Here is a 17,918-nt window from a genome sequence, read left to right as displayed (position 1 = left end):
AAGAATACATGTCTAAATTAGATGCCTACTTTGGCGAATACGGTGGCCAATTTGTACCGCAAATTCTGGTTCCAGCTCTCGACCAATTAGAGCAAGCGTTCATCGACGCCCAAGAAGACCCTGAATTTCAAGCCGAGTTTATGACGCTTTTACAAGAGTACGCAGGACGTCCAACAGCGTTGACACTCACGCGTAACTTGACCAAGGGAACGAAAACCAAGCTTTACCTTAAACGTGAAGACTTACTCCATGGCGGCGCGCATAAAACCAACCAAGTATTAGGTCAAGCATTATTGGCTAAACGCATGGGTAAAAAAGAGATCATCGCTGAAACAGGCGCAGGTCAACATGGCGTTGCAACTGCACTTGCTTGTGCTCTACTCGATTTAAAATGCAAAGTGTATATGGGTGCGAAAGATGTTGAACGTCAAAGCCCTAACGTTTTTCGCATGCGACTAATGGGCGCTGAAGTAATTCCTGTTCACTCAGGTTCATCGACACTAAAAGACGCATGTAACGAAGCGCTCCGCGACTGGTCTGCTAGCTATGAAAAAGCCCACTACCTACTTGGTACTGCGGCAGGTCCGCATCCATTCCCAACTATCGTTCGCGAATTTCAACGCATGATTGGTGAAGAGACCAAAAACCAGATACTTGCACGTGAAGGAAAACTTCCTGATGCAGTCATTGCTTGTGTCGGTGGCGGTTCAAATGCCATCGGTATGTTTGCTGATTTTATCGAAGAAGAATCCGTGCGTTTGATCGGTGTCGAACCCGGTGGTCTTGGTGTTGATACTGAAAAGCATGGCGCACCACTTAAGCACGCCAAAACCGGGATTTTCTTTGGTATGAAAGCGCCTCTCATGCAAGACCCACATGGTCAAGTTGAAGAGTCTTACTCTATTTCTGCGGGTTTGGACTTCCCATCTGTCGGGCCACAACACGCTTACTTGAATTCCATTGGTCGTGCTGAATATGTTGATGCTACCGATGATGAAGCATTGGATGCATTCCAAGAGTTAGCACGAAACGAAGGTATTATCCCCGCGTTAGAATCTTCTCACGCTTTAGCTCACGCATTAAAAATGGCGCGTTCTGAGCCAGAAAAAGAACAAACATTGGTAGTAAACCTATCTGGGCGTGGCGATAAAGATATCTTCACCGTACATAAAATCCTTGAAGACAAAGGAGTTCTATAATGGATCGCTATCAATCACTCTTTACCAAGCTTGCAGCTAATAACGAAGGCGCGTTTGTTCCATTCGTTACCATTGGTGATCCGAGCCCAGAACTTTCATTTGAAATCATAAAAACCTTGGTTGAATCTGGTGCCGATGCTCTTGAACTTGGTTTCCCGTTTTCTGATCCTTCTGCCGATGGCCCAACCATTCAAGGCGCAAATATCCGAGCTTTGGATTCAGGAACCACACCCGATCACTGTTTTGACATCATTAGTCGAATCCGAGCACTCTATCCCGATTTGCCGATTGGTTTACTCATGTATGCCAATTTGGTGTATTCAAATGGGGTAGATGAGTTTTACGCGAAATGTGAAAATGCAGGAGTTGACTCAGTATTGATTGCCGATGTGCCAACCAGTGAGAGTGCCATGTTTATTGAGAAAGCCAATGCGCACAATATCAAACCTATCTTTATTGCTCCACCGACAGCGGATGACGAGACATTGAAGAAAGTAGCGGAATTGGGCCAAGGTTATACCTATTTGCTTTCTCGTGCTGGTGTTACTGGCGCTGAGACCAAAGCAAACATGCCCGTCGATAAACTGCTTGATGCTCTAAAACGCTTCGATGCTCCACCCGCATTACTTGGATTCGGCATTTCTCAGCCAGAACAAGTAAAACAAGCTATTACGAGCGGCGCAGCTGGTGCAATTTCAGGCTCTGCTGTGGTTAAAATTATCGAGCAACATCAATTGCAACCAGAAGCACTACTTAGTGAAATGAGTGATTTCATCAGCTCAATGAAAGCGGCAACACACAAGTAATTTGTACAACGTTTTCGCTAACCGTTAAGCCATTCTAAAATCGATCGTCTATCTTATGGTAGCGATCGATTTTTTGAATTTACGTTATATATTCATCTTTATATCAAATAAATATCAGAATTATCGATTAACACTTAACCTCTCTCCCACTCTCTTGATTTTAGTCAATCAAACCAAATTCTCAGACGATACTCTAACAATTCATAATATTAACGCCATAACTTTGCATATTAATACAAACAATGCTCAATTCGGCGATAAAACTCATAATAAAATCTGCAGTTAAAAAGTTTAATTTAATAACAATATTTGGTTATTAATTCTTCAACGAGAACAATCAACTTTATCAGAGGTTACACTGTGTCAAAACAAAAAAGTTTACTAACCAATATCGGCGTTCAAGTCGTTATTGCAATGATCGTGGGTACCGCGGTCGGCGCTCTAATGGGGCCCCAAGCAGCTATATTTGCGCCACTTGGTGCTATTTTTATCAATTTAATCAAAATGTTAGTCATCCCATTGGTCGCTGTAGCTCTTATCTCAGGCGCTGCAGGACTAGGAAATAGCCACTCAGCCGGTAAAGTTGGTGCGGTGACATTGGGTTACTTTGCGTTCACATCAGCTGCTGCCGTTGCTTTAGCGTTAGTGATGGGCATGATTTTCCAACCGGGTGTAGGTATTGATGTATCGAGTATTGAGAACATGTTCTCGGCTGAATACGCGTCTAAAGGTGCATTACCAACATTTTGGGACACGATTGTTGGGATGATCCCGACCAATGTTTTCCAATCATTGAATGAAGCGAACATTCTCCAGATCTTAGTCTTTTGTCTCTTCTTTGGTATCGCTATCTCGAAGCAAAGTGTTGAAAAGCGCACACCTATCATTAATGGCGTGAACACTATCGTCGATGCAATGGTATGGATGATTAACAAAGTCATGCTTATCGCACCACTTGGTGTATTCGGTCTCATGGCAGAAGCCGTTGGTACCTTTGGTTTCGGTGCTCTTGCTGTTGTCGCCAAGCTATTCGCGGTTTACGTTGCCGCTATCTTGATCTTCGGGTTTATCGCTTATCCACTGATGATTCAAATTTTCACCAAAACATCAGCGCGTAAATTCCTATCTGTAATGAAGAAACCTCAAGCGGTTGCACTGTCTACTGCTTCTTCAATGGCGACATTGCCAGTAACGATGGATGCTGTGGAGCATGACTTAGGTGTGCGTAATTCAACAGCCTCGTTTGTATTGCCATTAGGTGCGACCATCAATATGTCTGGTAACGCAATTTATTACGGACTTGTTGCAATATTCTTCGCTCAACTGTTCCACATTGATTTGAGCATGGGATCGTACATTGCGATTATTCTAACGGCGACGTTGGGTGCGGTGGGTCAAGCGGGTGTTCCAGGACCTTCATTCCTAGTGGTTGCGGTACTTCTTTCTGCGGGTATTCCAATCGAAGGGCTTCCTCTTCTGTTTGCTCTAGATCGCGTGTTCGACATGATACGTACTGCATTGAACATCACTGGTGATGCAGCTTGTGCCGTTATTGTTGATTCATTAATTAACGATGAAGAAGCAAAAAACGTCGAGTACACCAATCAACAGGCCTAAACCGCATTTATAGGTAAAATAAACGATAAAAGCCACTGTTAAGGAGTATACAGTGGTTTTTTCAGTTTCTGAGTAACGATAATTTTAACGACGGAACAACGTGGTGTACTTACCAAAAATGATTATTAAGCTCGAAGGCTAAAAGTTACCTTTTTACATAGCCTGAAGCTTATCCGTGTGGTATTTATCAATAAAGCTTTTAACATCCTTCGACTCCAAAGGCACTGAATAATAGTAACCCTGAACCATATCGCAGTTAAACGAACTCAATACTTCTTGTTGACTTTGTTCTTCAACACCTTCAGCAACTACTCTCAGAGACTTCATATGTGCCAAAGTTATCATTACCCTAGATAAATAGGCTTCGTAGTCGGTAGATGTAATGTTATCGACAAAAGACTTGTCAATTTTCAAGATATCGAATGACAGCTCTTTAAAATAACTTAAAGAAGAGTAACCCGTACCAAAATCATCCAACGCAATCCGAATGCCATACTCTTGGAATTGCTCAAAAACTTTTCGACTGTTTTCCATCGAAGACAGTAGTACGGTCTCCGTCACCTCCAAGCAAATATGTTTAGGAGCAATTCCTACTTCACTAATGATGTTAAAAATAGTGTCGCTGAAATACTGGTCCATAATTTGAAGCGGAGATACATTGATGGAAACCATGATGGGGTCATCGGCACTCTCGTTGATCATTTTTGCAAATTTGCAGGCTTCTTGAAATATCCACTGACCCAGCTCAACAATAAACCCCATTTCCTCAGCCGCGCTGATCAAGCGATATGGCGAAACCTGGCCCAATATCGGACTGTTCCAACGAATTAGCGCTTCAAGGCCCGTTACTTTGCCAGTACCTAAATCGATATACGGCTGATAATTCATTCGAAATTCACCTTTGCTGAAACCGTCTCTGACAGCATTCTGGAAATCCATTTTTTCAGACAAAGTGTTATTCATTGAATCATTAAAGTAGACAATTGTATTTCTTCCTCGAGCCTTAGCTTCATAGAGAGCAAGATCAGCGAGTTGGATCAGTTCTCTCTGTTCTGGAGCATGTTCAGGAAAGAGTGCAACGCCAATACTGACCGTAAAATAGAAGGAATTTTGGTCAATGGTGATAGGATTTAAAAATATGCTTTGGATCTCTTGGATTAATGGATCTAACTCTTTTTCACTATCATCATAGTGAACACAGAAGATAAATTCATCGCCACCAAATCGTCCAATATGAACTTTATCGGACACATATTTGTTGAGCAGCTCACCTGTGGCTTTAATAATTCGATCGCCCATATCATGACCATGGGTATCATTGATATTTTTGAAATTATCCACATCGAGAAATAGAATCGCGAGCTTCTCTTGACCATAGGCTTTCTTTATAGCGTTGTCTATGGTTTCAGATATAGAAAAACGATTTTTAAGACCAGTTAGATTGTCGATATTGATCAGTCGATAAATGTGCTCTTCCTGTTCTCTGATGTTGTCAAAGGCAGTAGTAAGATCCTTATTATTTGCCGAGAGTTCATCATTGGCCTGTACAAGTTGTTGTTTATTTTTTAGCAGAGTAAATTCAATTTTTTTTCTTTTTCTTACATTAAGAACCAAATAGAAAATGATCACACCTTGGATCATAAGAATGAATATCGTCGCTAATATGTATTGCCGATATTGTTGGAAGAATCCCATTTCCTTACCGAGCAGCTGTGTTCCTTTTGGAAGGAGGCTTTCATCGTAACCATAGGCCTTTAATACATTGTAATTAACCATATATTTATTTGGACTGTTCTCCACCAAAGGGATCTGACTAATGTCGGCACCGTTAAGGACGTCGGTAACTAACTTCGCTGCGGTCACGCCCTGTTCAAAGTGGCTAACAATTTTACCACCGATAAGTCCATCTGGAATTCCCCAGTAATAGGTGTGATATACAGGTTGATTGACATTTTCCAAAACTAATTTGAGTCCTTCACTGAAGGATATCGTTGTGCCCGTTATATCTCTATAGGTTGTTAGGCGAATGATAATATCTTCTGGACCAAGTTTCGAAATAGCGTCAGCAAAATTGGCAAATGTCATTTCTGAAAGGTCGATATGAGTCATTTCCATATCAGAAAACAGGCTTCTTTCTTGATAGAAGATAGATAAGTCATGGGTGCCAGAAGTTGTATTGTCAGCCAAGGCAACGATTCTTTTGGCTTTTGGATTGAGTTGTCTTGCCATAGCTAATGTATCAGCCATAGATATTTCCTCAACGACGCCAGTAACCATAGGATTTTGGCTATATAGTTTTGCATTATCGAGGCTATTAACTCCCAGAAAGACAATGGGAGTATCTGGGAAGTATGTCGAGCGTTTCTCCATAAGGTAGTTAGTGGCATTGTCATCGGCAACAATAACCGCATCATAATCATCTAGCTGGCTGAGTTTATAAGAAAAAAGTTGGTCAAAATGGGTAATATTTGCTTCTCTATTGAGGCGCTTAGTATCCATAAACTCGATATCAAGCTTGATCTGATTTTCAGAGAAAATCGATTTAATACCATCGACTTGTGGGGAAAAGGTCTCAAAGGAAGGCGAATAAGAGTTTAGATACAGAACATGTTTATTAGCCAAGTTTATTTTATTGTCATTGAGTGCAGCATAGAGCGGAGATACTGAAAGCATTATACCGATCAACAGAATAAAGGTTATAGCTAAGAATCTTAAATGCCTCACTGAATTAACTTGAATAGATTGGACATATTGACGTTTCATATTTCGTCCTGTTAAGAGCCACTTTTTCTGAAAACAAGACAGTAAACTTAGAAGTCAGTGGTTTAATTCCGTTTAACATCAGACCCGAAATACGTCGAAGAAACGGATCGCTTTTTATTCATTATAGAACACTCCCGCAAAAGATTTATGCGTTTTTCATAGTTAGTCACTACATTGGTGTAATATTGGTACTGGTTGCGTAGAGTAATGCATTACTACCGGTAGGGAAGCCCCCCCAAGTATCACTCCATATGCCAATCCCTTGAGTATTATTTGAATAACGGCGTTGAAACCAACCTCCCTTCCCCACATAACCAGCCCGAGTGAGGTTATTTGTGTAAGGGGTTGTGGGCTTATTTGATGTCATCCATGCAACATGATAGGTATTAATTTCCTCGTCTCCAGTCACATATCCACCATTCATACCAAGCACACCTTCACCGTTACCGTATAGCACGTACGTTTCATCACTGCCTAAATTACTACCTCCAGACCACCTAGTCATATCAGTTGTAACCAAATTTGCTGAGTCGCTATCTACAATGAACATAAATGTATATTCGACATCCGCTAGAAATGCACCAGCCGACGCCTCGTCTGTCGTTGTAATCGAACCATCTGTAAAGTCCCATATAACGGTAATTTCATCGGGCTTGATATATTCAGTAGTGAAATTAACCTTGGAATCGCTAACTGCTGTTGAATCATTACCTGAACCATCCAAAAGCGCGCCTTGGTCTACAGTAACCGTATAATCTTGACTACTATTTAGATCATCAGTTGGGTCGATTGTAACCGTGTTTCCACTTATGGTTACTTGGGTAGTATCAGTGATGGCAATAGTGCGAATATCGTCATCTCCATTTGAAATAGTGATATTACCAACACCTTCAATGACATCATCATCAAACGTCAATAAGATGTTTGCGTCGACATCGATGTCAGTCGACTCATCCCCAGGCACAGAAGATGCTAGAGTGGGACTCTCGGTATCTACGCTAATGCTGACACGGTTATCACCATCACTACCATCGGTATTTTGATTACCGGCCGCATCGCTAAACGCGCTGCTACCCACACTGATATTGGCGGTAGCGGTGGTGTCGGTCGTTGGCGTAAAGGTCGCCGTATAACTGGTGCCACTGCCACTGAAGTTACTTAGCACGCCGCCAGAATAACTAATATCAGCAAGGCTAAAATCAGTACTCGATTCGCTTAACGTAAAGGTAATGGTCGCCGTTTCACCGGCTTTCAGGTCGGTCGCATCACTGGAAATCGAGATAGTCGGTGCTGTAACTTCGACGTCAATCAATACCGATGGACTTTGTTTCTCTCCGTTGGTTTTATAGCTAACCTCTATTTCACCATCTCCCGCCGCATTCACGACACTACTTGGAACGGTGATGCTAGCAGTACCATCTAAGTTTATTTCACTATTGGAGATTGTTACCGTGTAGGTGTTTGTACTTCCCCAGTGAATGGTAATGGAATCTCCAACGGCAGCATCTGGCACTTTCACTATCACGCCATCACTGCTATCAGCAATATCCAAACCATCGCTAGCTTCATCAATCATAGGGACTTCAAGGTTGGCATAGCTTAATTCTGTTTTATCAGCATTGGTGCCACTTTCAAAATTATCCACACCAGAAGCTAATAGTTCAACACCTGTCTGGGTTATCGACAACTCACTACCTGAGGTTTCACTAATTGCCGACTCCATCGTATCCAGAGTCGCATCTATACTCCCTGTACCACTGTCTGCACCCGAAAGTATCGCAAGTACAGAACCATATTCTTCCTCATTCGATAAGCCATCAGCTAAGTTAAATTCATCGTCTAAAACGGTGATCACTGAGCCGATGATATCGTCTACCCCGAATAAATCACCAATCTGATCATTTACTGCTAAATCGTCCATTGTCAGGGAAATATTGTTGATATCGACACCAGCCTGACGAACCGCGAGCTCGGTAAGTGGCGTAACACTTAATGAAATATCACTGAAACCATCGACAATTCCCATCGCACTTAACGATGAATCCAAACTAACAAGATCGCCTGTAGTTTCATCAATATAATCACCAGCAATGCCATTTATATCAGAAACAACCACTAATATAGGTCCGGAGTAATCGGAGTTAAGACTAAAATTTGCTGAATTACTGCTCATATCTAGTGTTTTAGATGTGAGAAGGTTTCCATCTTGGTCATACACATCGATCTGTACAGTGGACTGGAAACGACCTGCTACTGCTTCGACATCAATGTTATATGAAGACTCTTCTACTTGATTAGAGTCAGACCTTTGATTTGAAGTATTATCCTCATATAACGCACTGCCGATGAGTAATGTCCCCACCTGGACTAGTCCTAGAGATTCGGTTATTGGTGTCAATATACCTTGTTGTGGCGCTTCATTTGAGATCCAGACAATACCTTGCTCGGTTAAAAGTGTCTTGCTACCCGAAATAAAAGTTCCATTCTCTACTACAGTTTCTAGTGAGAAATTATCAAGTTGTTCAGTAATTCGGCCATCCGCATCAGTAATGATTTCAGGCAAAGGGCCACCTTCAATCCAATACACTGGTGCATTTTCTATTTGTACATAGAACCCATCTATAACAGCAACGACTTCATCTTGATAAGAAATTTCAAGTGTATTTTCCTGTCGCTTGAGTTCCAAATTCGATGTAACAGCATCACCGTTTTCATCAATCAATGTATAGGCAACACCTAAGTGAGAGGCGCGAACTAAATTGGAATTACTCAAAGGCAGGTAAGAAACTTGCCCATTTAGGATAACTTTGAGTTGTAGCGACATATATAGATGCTTCCTAAGCCATTGAATTAGTTAGAGGCTGCATTTAAAGCATATACACTGAATATTATTGAAGTATGCAGAATTTCATTATTGAGATATCTATCAAGTATTTCATGTAAAGCGATGTAATTTTCTTTGTTTGTAAGGAAAATATCGTAAGTTTAATGTCCGTATTTAACGAACATAAACTGACAGCATTATAAATTAAGCCATCACTCTTCTAACCTGCCAAAAATGGCTCTGCCAATATGGGTTCGTCAAAAATGAAATGATCACACCTTTCGATTCTGACGCATGAAGAAACTGATTGTCACCGAGGTAGATCCCTACATGGCGAGTATTGAATCCGGTTTTGAAAAAGACCAAATCCCCAACTTTCATCTTCCGTGGTGAGACTTTAATACCGACTTTTACTTGAGATGACGTGGTTCGCGGTAGTGTCAGCCCCAGACGCTCCAAAAAGGTCAAATAAACGAAACCCGAACAATCAACACCTCGGCTGCTCAGTCCACCATAGACGTACGGCGTTCCTTTCCATTCGCCATAATGGCCCAACAAACGTTGTTTGACCGACTCAGAATCACCAAGAATTTCACGTTTAGGGCTAGAGGTAGCAGTATGGAAACCTTCTCGTTCAGGGCCCATGCTACAACCTACCAATAGAAACATGGAAAGAATAAGGATGAGGCCATTTTGTCGAATTTCCATTATTTCTGTACCTTAAAATAGGGTTGCATGACTCTCTCTCCGTGATGATATTAGAGCTAATCATACACTAAGTTATAGCAGTGTCTTCACCACTTCGCTGACTTGCGCAAAGGGATAAAACTCCAAGGTTCCAAAACCTTCCATCTTACTGCCTTTCAATTTTGTGCTCAGTGGCGTGGTGATTCCACATAAAAATCGCGTTAACGCTTTTTCTGTTAATGGCTGTGTACTGGCTTGAATATACGGCTTGATCCAACCTTCAATTTGTTGAACATCAAGATCGGGTAACGTTCTTCCGCTCAATGTCGCAATCTCTCCTTGGCATACCGAGCAGTGGCCACAACGTTGCGGTGCTTGAGTATCAGCAAAGTAGCTCGCTAACGTTGAACTCAAACATGCTCTACTTTGAAAGAAGTCGAGCATCATCTGAATTCGATTAATTTCGCTCTGCTCTTTCTTCTCAAATAACTGATACAGATCATCCACCAATTGTGACTTGGACTGCTGACGGTCTAGAACTTTATACACATCGGTTATCTGCTTACTCTCAAGATCGATCCAACCTTGCTGATGAAAATAATCCAATGCCGCGACAACGCGTTTGCGTTCCGTTTGATAACCTATCCATAACGCATCGAAGTCTACGCTGTACCAAGTTTTAGCTTTTGGACAACACGCAAAAAGTGATTCAACAAACTGACGACGCTCACCTTCAAAGTGGCTCGTGATGCTGTCGATGCTTTGATTTAACTTAAAACGATACGTCGCGAAGTAACTAAATTGGGATTGAATAATCGATCGAAGTTCAAGATAAACCAACAGAGTTTTCAGCGGCAACTGGCGAACATAACTCTCACTCGACAGGCGTGTCATCATCACTTCCCAGCTTCCTGTTGATGCCATGATGTCATCGACGACATATTCAATCGAAGCTTTGTCTGGAGTATCACCATAAATGAAGTTTTCCAATACATTCAGACTATCGGTATTGGCCAATATCGTACATTGCGACACCTTTCCATCTCGCCCTGCCCGACCGATTTCCTGAGAATAATTCTCTATTGATTTAGGTAAGTCATAGTGAATCACCTGACGAATATCCGCTTTGTCGATGCCCATACCAAACGCAATCGTAGCAACGATGCAATTAGAAGAACCATTCATAAACTCTTGTTGAATCGATTGCCGTATCTCGTGCTTTAATCCGGCGTGATACGGGGTGGCGTCTACACCGATACGCTGTAATCGACTGGCAATGATTTCCGCTGTTTTCTGTAATGTCACATACACTATGGCTGGAGCATGAGAATTTTGAGTTAACAGCTTAGCTAACTGGTCAAATTTCTCTTCTTCGGCACACGGTATGACCGAAAGATGCAAATTCGGCCGATAAAACCCAGTCACTGTGATGGCATCTGGCGCAATATCAAACTTTTCGCTCATATCCGTAATAACTTGAGGTGTAGCTGTAGCGGTTAGCAATAACACCTGAGAAATATTGAGCTGTTGACGATAATACGGAAGCTTTAGGTAATCAGGCCGAAAATTATGGCCCCATTCCGAAATACAGTGTGCTTCATCGACCACTAACAAAGAGATGGGCACTTGAGAAATAAATTGACGAAAACGCTCATTCTTCAAGCGCTCCACAGAAATCATCAGTACTTTCAACTCGCCACTTTTTACCTGCTGCATAATGGCTTGCGTGCTTTCTCTGTCTTGAGTCGAATCGATGCTCGCTGCGGCGATTCCTTTACTGTGTAGAAACTCCAATTGATCACTGATTAAGGCCAACAGTGGAGAAATCACCAACGTTAAATGAGGTAACATTACCGCTGGCAATTGATAACACAGTGATTTCCCCGAACCAGTAGGAAAAATAGCCGCGGCTGATTGTCCGTCTAAAATATGTTGGATAACCTCTGATTGACCCTGGCGTAAATGGTCGAAACCAAAGTATTGTTGCAGCGTTTGTTCCATCATTATTGTTCCATTCTTCATTAACTCACCAATGGGTCGTTTTATGACTCAATATTATAAAGATTACAGATAAACACAGTATAAAAATAATCCAATAAACGAACGTCTTAAAAATCACGATGTCGCTCGCAGTGCTACCAGAGTCATACTTTGTCAAAGCCAACATACGCACTTCAATTATCTAAAAGCTAATGAGAATAAATAAAATACTCATTGAAGCGATACCGTGGAGGTTTCGTATGCTATAACTCAATAGAGTCACCGCGATTTTATATTGGCATATGCGTGAGTTTTTGTTTAGATTTCATCTTTATCATCGACTTTGCCACAGAGCATTGCATGGAATACATTAATAATGACAAAAAGTAAATTTACTTGGCTATTAGTCAGCCTCATCATGATCGGTTTTTTTATCACTGGATTGGTAAGTTATCGAATCGCTCATGACACGCTCGAAGTACAAATCAAAAACGACTCATTGCCACTCACCAGTGATAATATTTACTCTGAGATTCAACAGGACTTAATCCGTCCTATCTTCATTTCATCCTTGATGGCTCAAGACACATTTGTACGTAACTGGACCCTATCGGGTGAATCTGACACAAACGAGATTATTCAATACCTCGGTGAAATAAAAAAACAGTACAATACCGTTACGGCTTTTTTCGTCTCTGACCTAACCAAAAATTATTATCACTATTCGAGTATTTTGAAAAAAGTCGACGAAAACAATGATCATGATTCTTGGTATTTTCGAGTGAAAAACCTAGGTGCTAATAAAGAGTATGAAATCAACATCGATCATGATACCGCGAACCCAGACCAAGTCGTAGTTTTCGTTAATTATCGCGTCTATGACTTTGAAAATAATTTTATTGGTGTCATTGGTGTTGGCTTAAGCTCCAACACTGTGGCTGAGTTAATCGAAAAATACAAAATGCGCTATGAACGTGAAATTTTCTTCATTGACGACACTGGAATGGTCACGCTTCAAGGTTCAAAACCACTCAGTTTTAGCTCGATTCAACAGAATGAAGGCTTAAAAACGCTAGCTCCTGAAATTCTCAGTAGCTCAAATATGAGTGGAAGCTATATCGATGAAAATGGGTCTACAATCTACATAAGCACTCGATGGGTAGAAGAATTCCAGTGGCACATTATTGTTCAACAAATCGACCGCTTCGATAATAACTCCTTCTTTCGTTCTCTTTTTAATAACTTTGGTATCAGCGTTCTGGTTTCCTTGCTCGTCATATTCGTTGCTCAATTAAGCTTTAGAGGTTATCAATCAAGATTGGAACAGATGGCAACCGTCGACACGTTAACAGGTGCATATAATCGCCAAGGGTTTGATACTTTAGTCGCGAAATCGATGAAAAACGCCAAACACACACACTCACCTTTGACCATTGCGATGCTAGACATTGACCACTTTAAATCGATAAATGACAAGTTCGGACACCTGGCCGGTGACAATGTATTACAACAGGTCGCAAAAACCTGTCAGAGTGAATTGCGTAAAGAAGATGCTTTCTGCCGTTGGGGAGGCGAAGAATTTATTGTCATTCTACCTGGCTTAAATATTCACGACGCGACTCGAGCCATGGAACGATTAACACGGTCAATTGAACGTCAGCCGTTCGACCCTAAGGTCACCGTTAGTATTGGTGTTTCGCAACTACAAGAAAAAGAAACAGTGCCTTCTCTTATACGTCGTGCCGACAAAGCAATGTACTTGGCTAAAGAGCAAGGGCGAAATCAGGTGTACTCTGATCGATAGAGGCTTTGCATTTTACTTATCGTAATTAAAGTCTAAGGTAAGTAAAATGTAAGTGAACCATTCAAACTATTCAGAAAACATGAAAACTCCGTTAGACTGTCGACCATTACGTGTATTTATGGAATTGTTATGAAACAACTACTCGACTTTCTACCGCTACTTGTCTTTTTTGCTTTATTTAAACTCTACGATGTTTATGTCGCTACTGGTGCCCTGATCGTCGCTACCTTTCTCCAGTTGGTCATCACTTATGCGATCACTAAAAAAGTCGAAAAAATGCAGGTCATTATGTTCGGAGTTATCACCGTGTTTGGTGGTTTAACCATATTCTTGCATGATGACAATTTTATAAAATGGAAAGTCACTATTGTTTACCTCTGCTTTGCTCTCGCGATCGGCGTTAGCCATATGATGGGTAAGTCACTAATCAAAAACATGCTTGGAAAAGAGCTCACTCTTCCAGACCAAGTGTGGGGAAAAATTAGCTGGGCATGGGTGATATTCTTTATCGCCTGTTCATTATTGAATATCTACGTTGCATTTAATTTACCGCTAGAAGTTTGGGTGAATTTTAAAGTCTTCGGTTTGTTAATCGCGACATTAATTTTTACGGTACTTACTGGTGTTTATATTTACAAGTACATGGATAAAGAAGAAGAACCAAATCAATGATTGATGATACTCAAGACCCTAAAGGTCAACTCCTTTCACGCACACTTGCAATGCCCGCTAGCACCAATGCGAACGGTGATATTTTTGGCGGGTGGATCATGTCACAGCTCGATCTGGCTGGGGGGATTCTCGCCAAGGAGATATCCTGTGGCCGTATCGTTACGGTTTCGGTTTCGAGTATTACTTTCCGCAAACCTGTCACTGTAGGCGATGTCGTCTGTTGCTATGGTGAATGTGTAAAAGTGGGGAACTCTTCGATGTCAATTGAACTCGAAGTATGGGTGAAGCCGATTCTTGAAGATGGGATTGGTGCTCGATTTATGGTTTGTGAAGCGACCTTTAATTATGTTGCGGTCGATTCTGAAGGACGTCCTCGGAAAATAACCCGATCGTGCTAACTCTTTTTTCTCTTTGTTACGCTCTCTTTACTCACTTACGATATAGTGAGTGATATTCAAATTGACCGACTCTTTAAGGAACTTGAAATGTGGTACGTCATTTTTTCTCAAGATATTGAAAACTCACTGGAAAAGCGAATGAGTGTTCGTGCAGCTCATTTAGAGCGCTTACAAAACCTTCGCGATGAGGGTCGCTTACTCACTGCCGGTCCAATGCCTGCTATTGATAATGAAAATCCAGGTGAAGCTGGTTTCACGGGTTCAACCGTCATAGCAAAGTTTGATTCACTGGAAGAAGCAAAAGCATGGGCGGACGCCGATCCTTATATTGATGCGGGTGTGTATGCGAACGTGATTGTAAAACCATTTAAACAAGTATTTTAATATGAAAAAATTTATTTTCCTGCCTTTGATGGCAGTATTATTGTTGGCTGGGTGTAGTAGTAACGATGCGGATAAGTTGGAAATTCTAACGCTTCAACGTGCTCAAACACTGAATTCTCAGCTTCCAATTGAACGAGGCCCACTCTCGATTCTACGAGCTTTAGCACAGAAAAACGTGATTGAATTAATGATGATTTATAACACGGATACCCCTGGCGCTCCCACTATCGATCAGCTCATCGCAACCAGTATCAACAGCTATTGTACTGACCCAAGTACACTAGAAAACCTCGATGCAGGTATTAATTATCGCATCAAGGTTCGAAATACTCGCGGCCAATTGATGACCGACCAGATAATCAGCAAAGCCGATTGCATCGACACACAATAACCTGATTTGCCCAACCTCAATGAATTAACTTGAGATTGGGCTTCCTCATTAAGCTAACGCTACTTCTATTTCCGTCCAACCTGACATCTTGAGTCCACAATCGGGATTAGCCCTTAATCTGGATGGCTAAAATATAAAGATATTAATCACCTGTATAATGTCCAAGCATTCAACATGTATATCAATAAAATTCATGTTGTAATTTTTATCTTTAAATTTATTAAAATTAATTAGAGTTATATATTTACACGCTGAGGACAAACCGTTAGGTTAAACAAGCCTTGTTTTGAATAGAGCCATTCGAATGATTGAAATTAAACACTTAAGAACATTGGTTTCATTACGTGATACCGGGTCACTCACTGCGACCGCAAATGCGCTTCACCTCACTCAATCAGCGCTCTCTCATCAGTTAAAAGATTTAGAATCTCGCTTAGGTGGGCAACTATTTTTACGTAAAACCAGACCAGTTCGGTTTACCTCGGAAGGTGAGATATTACTAACGTTAGCGGAAGATATTTTACCCAAACTCGCTAAGGCTGAGAATGATATTGTCAGCCTAAAAGAAGATGTGAATGGACGCCTACATATGGCCATCGACTGCCATTCTTGCTTCCAGTGGTTAATGCCCGCATTAAAAGAGTACCAAACTGCATGGCCAAGTGTAGAGCTCGATTTTTTATCTGGGTTTGGTTTCGATCCCCTACCTGCTCTGCTAGCGGGTGAACTCGATCTACTCATTACCTCAGACATTCAGCCGCGTTCAGAAATTCATTACGAACCTCTATTTGATTTTGAAATGCGGTTAATCACATCAACTCAACACCCGCTTGCTGAAGTCGACGTAATCGAACCTCATCACCTTAAAGATCAAACGATGCTTGGCTATCCCGTCCCCAAACAAAGATTGGATGTGGTGAAGCATTTCTTAATGCCCGCGAACATTGAGCCAAAGAACTGGAAACAGGCCGACAACACCTTGATGCTTGTGCAAATGGTATCCGCAGGGCTTGGCGTTGCGGCATTACCTAACTGGGCAATTAGTGAGTTTTCACGCCAAGGGTTGGTCTGCAGTAAACCGTTAGGAACAGGATTGTGGCGTCGATTATTTGCTGCAACGCGCAATAGTGAAAAAGAAAAGCGTTACTTACAAGCTTTTTTCACTACAGCGCGCCAGCAGTGTCGCAGTCATCTCGAGGGCATTAAAATCGCATAATAAGTGATTGTGTCTCTCTCGGGTTACCGCGCTTTAAATTGATTGGTTAACGGGTCGTAATGATAGCCGAGCCCAGTTAATTTTTGCGTAACATCTTGAGGTTGCATCTCATAAGTTCGGCATAATTCTTCTAGGCTGCCACACTCTAGACGTAATTTTTCATTGACGATGCCCAACAATATTGGGCTATCAAATCGATCAACATTACTTAGATCCATAGCGGTTCTCCTTTCAGTTCATCCCTTTTATCGTAGCCTACAAAACGAGAATGTACTTTTAGGGACATCGCAAAATTAGAATCGCCTCAGCCGAATGATCTAGGTAACAGAAGGTACACCTGAATGGAAGCGAAACTCAGAATCATTGGAACTTATTAACTCTGCTTCGACATTCGAAAAATGCTCAATTCGCTCAGATATATCATCACCAGCGATCTGCTCGGCAAGCGCTAAATAATCTTGGTAATGCCTTGCTTCTGAACGCAGCAGGGAAATATAGAATTTACCAATATCAGTATCAAGATGCGGCGCCAATTTCGCAAACCGTTCACAAGAGCGAGCTTCAATAAAAGCGCCAATGATCAGTTTATCTATCAATGCTGCGGGCTCAAAAGTGCGCACGTGTTTAATCATTCCCTTAGCGTAGCGGCTCGCCGTAATGGGGCGATACTCTAAACCTTGGGCTTCTATAATCTCCAACACTTGATAGAAGTGATGTAACTCTTCACGAATCAACAAAACCATTTTATCAATCATCTCTTGCCCGTATGGACAGTTTTGTTTTGGTTTGATTGATTTAGAAATATTACTCTTGCCTTTAAGAGACTCCAGACTGCCAATGCGCTTGTATGCGAAGAGCTCATAAGGTTCAACAAGTTCATTGATTTGCTGTTTGCCTTCGTCCGTTAGAACGTAACGTTTTAAAAGGAATACTGCACTCTGCGCCGCTTTCAATTCACAGAGTAAATGATCCCGCAAAATGACCGATAGATTTTCGGGTTTACGAGCCTCTTCAACCCAAGAATCTGGAGTTGCGCATTTAAGGAAGGAATGAATCGGTTGTAATAATTCTTGGTACATAATGAGTCGAAGTTTGGAAATAACATTGCGCATATATTATCACGACTGCACGACATTAGATGGTAAGAATACGCACATTTATCGTTTTCAAACCACTC

General features: G+C 41.5%; 15 protein-coding genes. 9 read left to right on the top strand and 6 right to left on the bottom strand.

What is annotated here, in order from left to right; all coding sequences use genetic code 11:
* Positions 1 to 8 precede the first annotated feature (8 nt).
* From trpB to ACXJY6_RS07385, 3 genes are all read left to right on the top strand, one after another.
* Complete coding sequence (gene trpB / locus ACXJY6_RS07395) at positions 9 to 1,199, top strand: tryptophan synthase subunit beta (RefSeq protein WP_458767895.1); 1,191 nt, start codon at positions 9 to 11, stop codon at positions 1,197 to 1,199.
* Positions 1,199 to 2,005, top strand: a complete 807-nt coding sequence (gene trpA, locus ACXJY6_RS07390; protein WP_458767894.1) for a tryptophan synthase subunit alpha — start codon at positions 1,199 to 1,201, stop codon at positions 2,003 to 2,005. Before trpB ends, trpA begins: the two co-directional genes overlap by 1 nt.
* A 360-nt stretch (positions 2,006 to 2,365) precedes the next feature.
* Positions 2,366 to 3,622 (top strand): dicarboxylate/amino acid:cation symporter, encoded by a 1,257-nt coding sequence (locus ACXJY6_RS07385; protein ID WP_458767892.1) that lies wholly within the window; start codon positions 2,366 to 2,368, stop codon positions 3,620 to 3,622.
* 153 nt (positions 3,623 to 3,775) lie between these two features.
* Here the strand turns inward: ACXJY6_RS07385 and ACXJY6_RS07380 are convergent, their stop codons facing one another.
* The 4 genes from ACXJY6_RS07380 to ACXJY6_RS07365 all read right to left on the bottom strand — a co-directional run bounded on the left by ACXJY6_RS07380 (position 3,776) and on the right by ACXJY6_RS07365 (position 11,900).
* Positions 3,776 to 6,385 (bottom strand): ABC transporter substrate binding protein, encoded by a 2,610-nt coding sequence (locus ACXJY6_RS07380; RefSeq protein ID WP_458767890.1) that lies wholly within the window; start codon positions 6,383 to 6,385, stop codon positions 3,776 to 3,778.
* A gap of 169 nt (positions 6,386 to 6,554) precedes the next feature.
* Complete coding sequence (locus ACXJY6_RS07375) at positions 6,555 to 9,209, bottom strand: Ig-like domain-containing protein (RefSeq protein ID WP_458767888.1); 2,655 nt, start codon at positions 9,207 to 9,209, stop codon at positions 6,555 to 6,557.
* Positions 9,210 to 9,413: 204 nt separating this feature from the next.
* Positions 9,414 to 9,917 (bottom strand): NlpC/P60 family protein, encoded by a 504-nt coding sequence (locus ACXJY6_RS07370; RefSeq protein WP_458767887.1) that lies wholly within the window; start codon positions 9,915 to 9,917, stop codon positions 9,414 to 9,416.
* Between the two features lie 72 nt (positions 9,918 to 9,989).
* Entirely contained in the window at positions 9,990 to 11,900 is a 1,911-nt protein-coding gene (locus tag ACXJY6_RS07365; RefSeq protein WP_458768084.1) for a RecQ family ATP-dependent DNA helicase, read from the bottom strand.
* Positions 11,901 to 12,252: 352 nt separating this feature from the next.
* Between ACXJY6_RS07365 and ACXJY6_RS07360 the strand changes: the two genes are divergently transcribed.
* The 6 genes from ACXJY6_RS07360 (at position 12,253) to ACXJY6_RS07335 (ending at position 16,741) form a co-directional block, all read left to right on the top strand.
* Entirely contained in the window at positions 12,253 to 13,680 is a 1,428-nt protein-coding gene (locus ACXJY6_RS07360) for a sensor domain-containing diguanylate cyclase (RefSeq protein WP_458767886.1), read from the top strand.
* A 129-nt stretch (positions 13,681 to 13,809) separates the two neighbouring features.
* The gene (locus tag ACXJY6_RS07355; RefSeq protein WP_456049495.1) at positions 13,810 to 14,352 is read left to right on the top strand and encodes a septation protein A; all 543 of its coding nucleotides are present in this window, start codon (positions 13,810 to 13,812) and stop codon (positions 14,350 to 14,352) included.
* On the top strand, positions 14,349 to 14,750 hold the full coding sequence (gene yciA, locus ACXJY6_RS07350) for an acyl-CoA thioester hydrolase YciA (protein ID WP_456049494.1): 402 nt from the start codon (positions 14,349 to 14,351) through the stop codon (positions 14,748 to 14,750). Before ACXJY6_RS07355 ends, yciA begins: the two co-directional genes overlap by 4 nt.
* 87 nt (positions 14,751 to 14,837) lie before the next feature.
* A complete protein-coding gene (locus ACXJY6_RS07345) occupies positions 14,838 to 15,134 on the top strand; it encodes a YciI family protein (protein ID WP_456049493.1) in 297 nt (98 codons plus the stop codon).
* A gap of 1 nt (position 15,135) precedes the next feature.
* Positions 15,136 to 15,525, top strand: coding sequence for a GspS/AspS pilotin family protein (locus ACXJY6_RS07340; RefSeq protein ID WP_456049492.1), 390 nt, complete (start codon positions 15,136 to 15,138; stop codon positions 15,523 to 15,525).
* Between the two features lie 304 nt (positions 15,526 to 15,829).
* A complete protein-coding gene (locus tag ACXJY6_RS07335; RefSeq protein WP_456049491.1) occupies positions 15,830 to 16,741 on the top strand; it encodes a LysR substrate-binding domain-containing protein in 912 nt (303 codons plus the stop codon).
* A gap of 23 nt (positions 16,742 to 16,764) precedes the next feature.
* On the opposite strand, the gene ACXJY6_RS07330 is transcribed toward ACXJY6_RS07335, so the two are convergent.
* Together ACXJY6_RS07330 and miaE are read right to left on the bottom strand one after the other, a co-directional pair.
* Entirely contained in the window at positions 16,765 to 16,959 is a 195-nt protein-coding gene (locus tag ACXJY6_RS07330) for a DUF4250 domain-containing protein (protein ID WP_458767884.1), read from the bottom strand.
* Between the two features lie 99 nt (positions 16,960 to 17,058).
* A complete protein-coding gene (gene miaE / locus ACXJY6_RS07325; protein WP_458767883.1) occupies positions 17,059 to 17,820 on the bottom strand; it encodes a tRNA isopentenyl-2-thiomethyl-A-37 hydroxylase MiaE in 762 nt (253 codons plus the stop codon).
* Between the last annotated feature and the right edge of the window lie 98 nt (positions 17,821 to 17,918).

This window comes from Vibrio phycocola, from assembly GCF_054404255.1.
Note: the sequence above shows the minus strand (reverse complement) of the source record. Positions and strands in the feature narration are given on the sequence as shown.

Bases quoted from the DNA above. Each gene is read 5' to 3' on its own strand.
- trpB (WP_458767895.1), top strand. From the start codon at position 9: ATGTCTAAATTAGATGCCTACTTTGGCGAATACGGTGGCCAATTTGTA.
- trpA (WP_458767894.1), top strand. From the start codon at position 1,199: ATGGATCGCTATCAATCACTCTTTACCAAGCTTGCAGCTAATAACGAA.
- ACXJY6_RS07380 (WP_458767890.1), bottom strand. From the start codon at position 6,385: ATGAAACGTCAATATGTCCAATCTATTCAAGTTAATTCAGTGAGGCAT.
- ACXJY6_RS07375 (WP_458767888.1), bottom strand. From the start codon at position 9,209: ATGTCGCTACAACTCAAAGTTATCCTAAATGGGCAAGTTTCTTACCTG.
- ACXJY6_RS07370 (WP_458767887.1), bottom strand. From the start codon at position 9,917: ATGGAAATTCGACAAAATGGCCTCATCCTTATTCTTTCCATGTTTCTA.
- ACXJY6_RS07365 (WP_458768084.1), bottom strand. From the start codon at position 11,900: ATGATGGAACAAACGCTGCAACAATACTTTGGTTTCGACCATTTACGC.
- ACXJY6_RS07360 (WP_458767886.1), top strand. From the start codon at position 12,253: ATGACAAAAAGTAAATTTACTTGGCTATTAGTCAGCCTCATCATGATC.
- ACXJY6_RS07355 (WP_456049495.1), top strand. From the start codon at position 13,810: ATGAAACAACTACTCGACTTTCTACCGCTACTTGTCTTTTTTGCTTTA.
- yciA (WP_456049494.1), top strand. From the start codon at position 14,349: ATGATTGATGATACTCAAGACCCTAAAGGTCAACTCCTTTCACGCACA.
- ACXJY6_RS07345 (WP_456049493.1), top strand. From the start codon at position 14,838: ATGTGGTACGTCATTTTTTCTCAAGATATTGAAAACTCACTGGAAAAG.
- ACXJY6_RS07340 (WP_456049492.1), top strand. From the start codon at position 15,136: ATGAAAAAATTTATTTTCCTGCCTTTGATGGCAGTATTATTGTTGGCT.
- ACXJY6_RS07335 (WP_456049491.1), top strand. From the start codon at position 15,830: ATGATTGAAATTAAACACTTAAGAACATTGGTTTCATTACGTGATACC.
- ACXJY6_RS07330 (WP_458767884.1), bottom strand. From the start codon at position 16,959: ATGGATCTAAGTAATGTTGATCGATTTGATAGCCCAATATTGTTGGGC.
- miaE (WP_458767883.1), bottom strand. From the start codon at position 17,820: ATGTACCAAGAATTATTACAACCGATTCATTCCTTCCTTAAATGCGCA.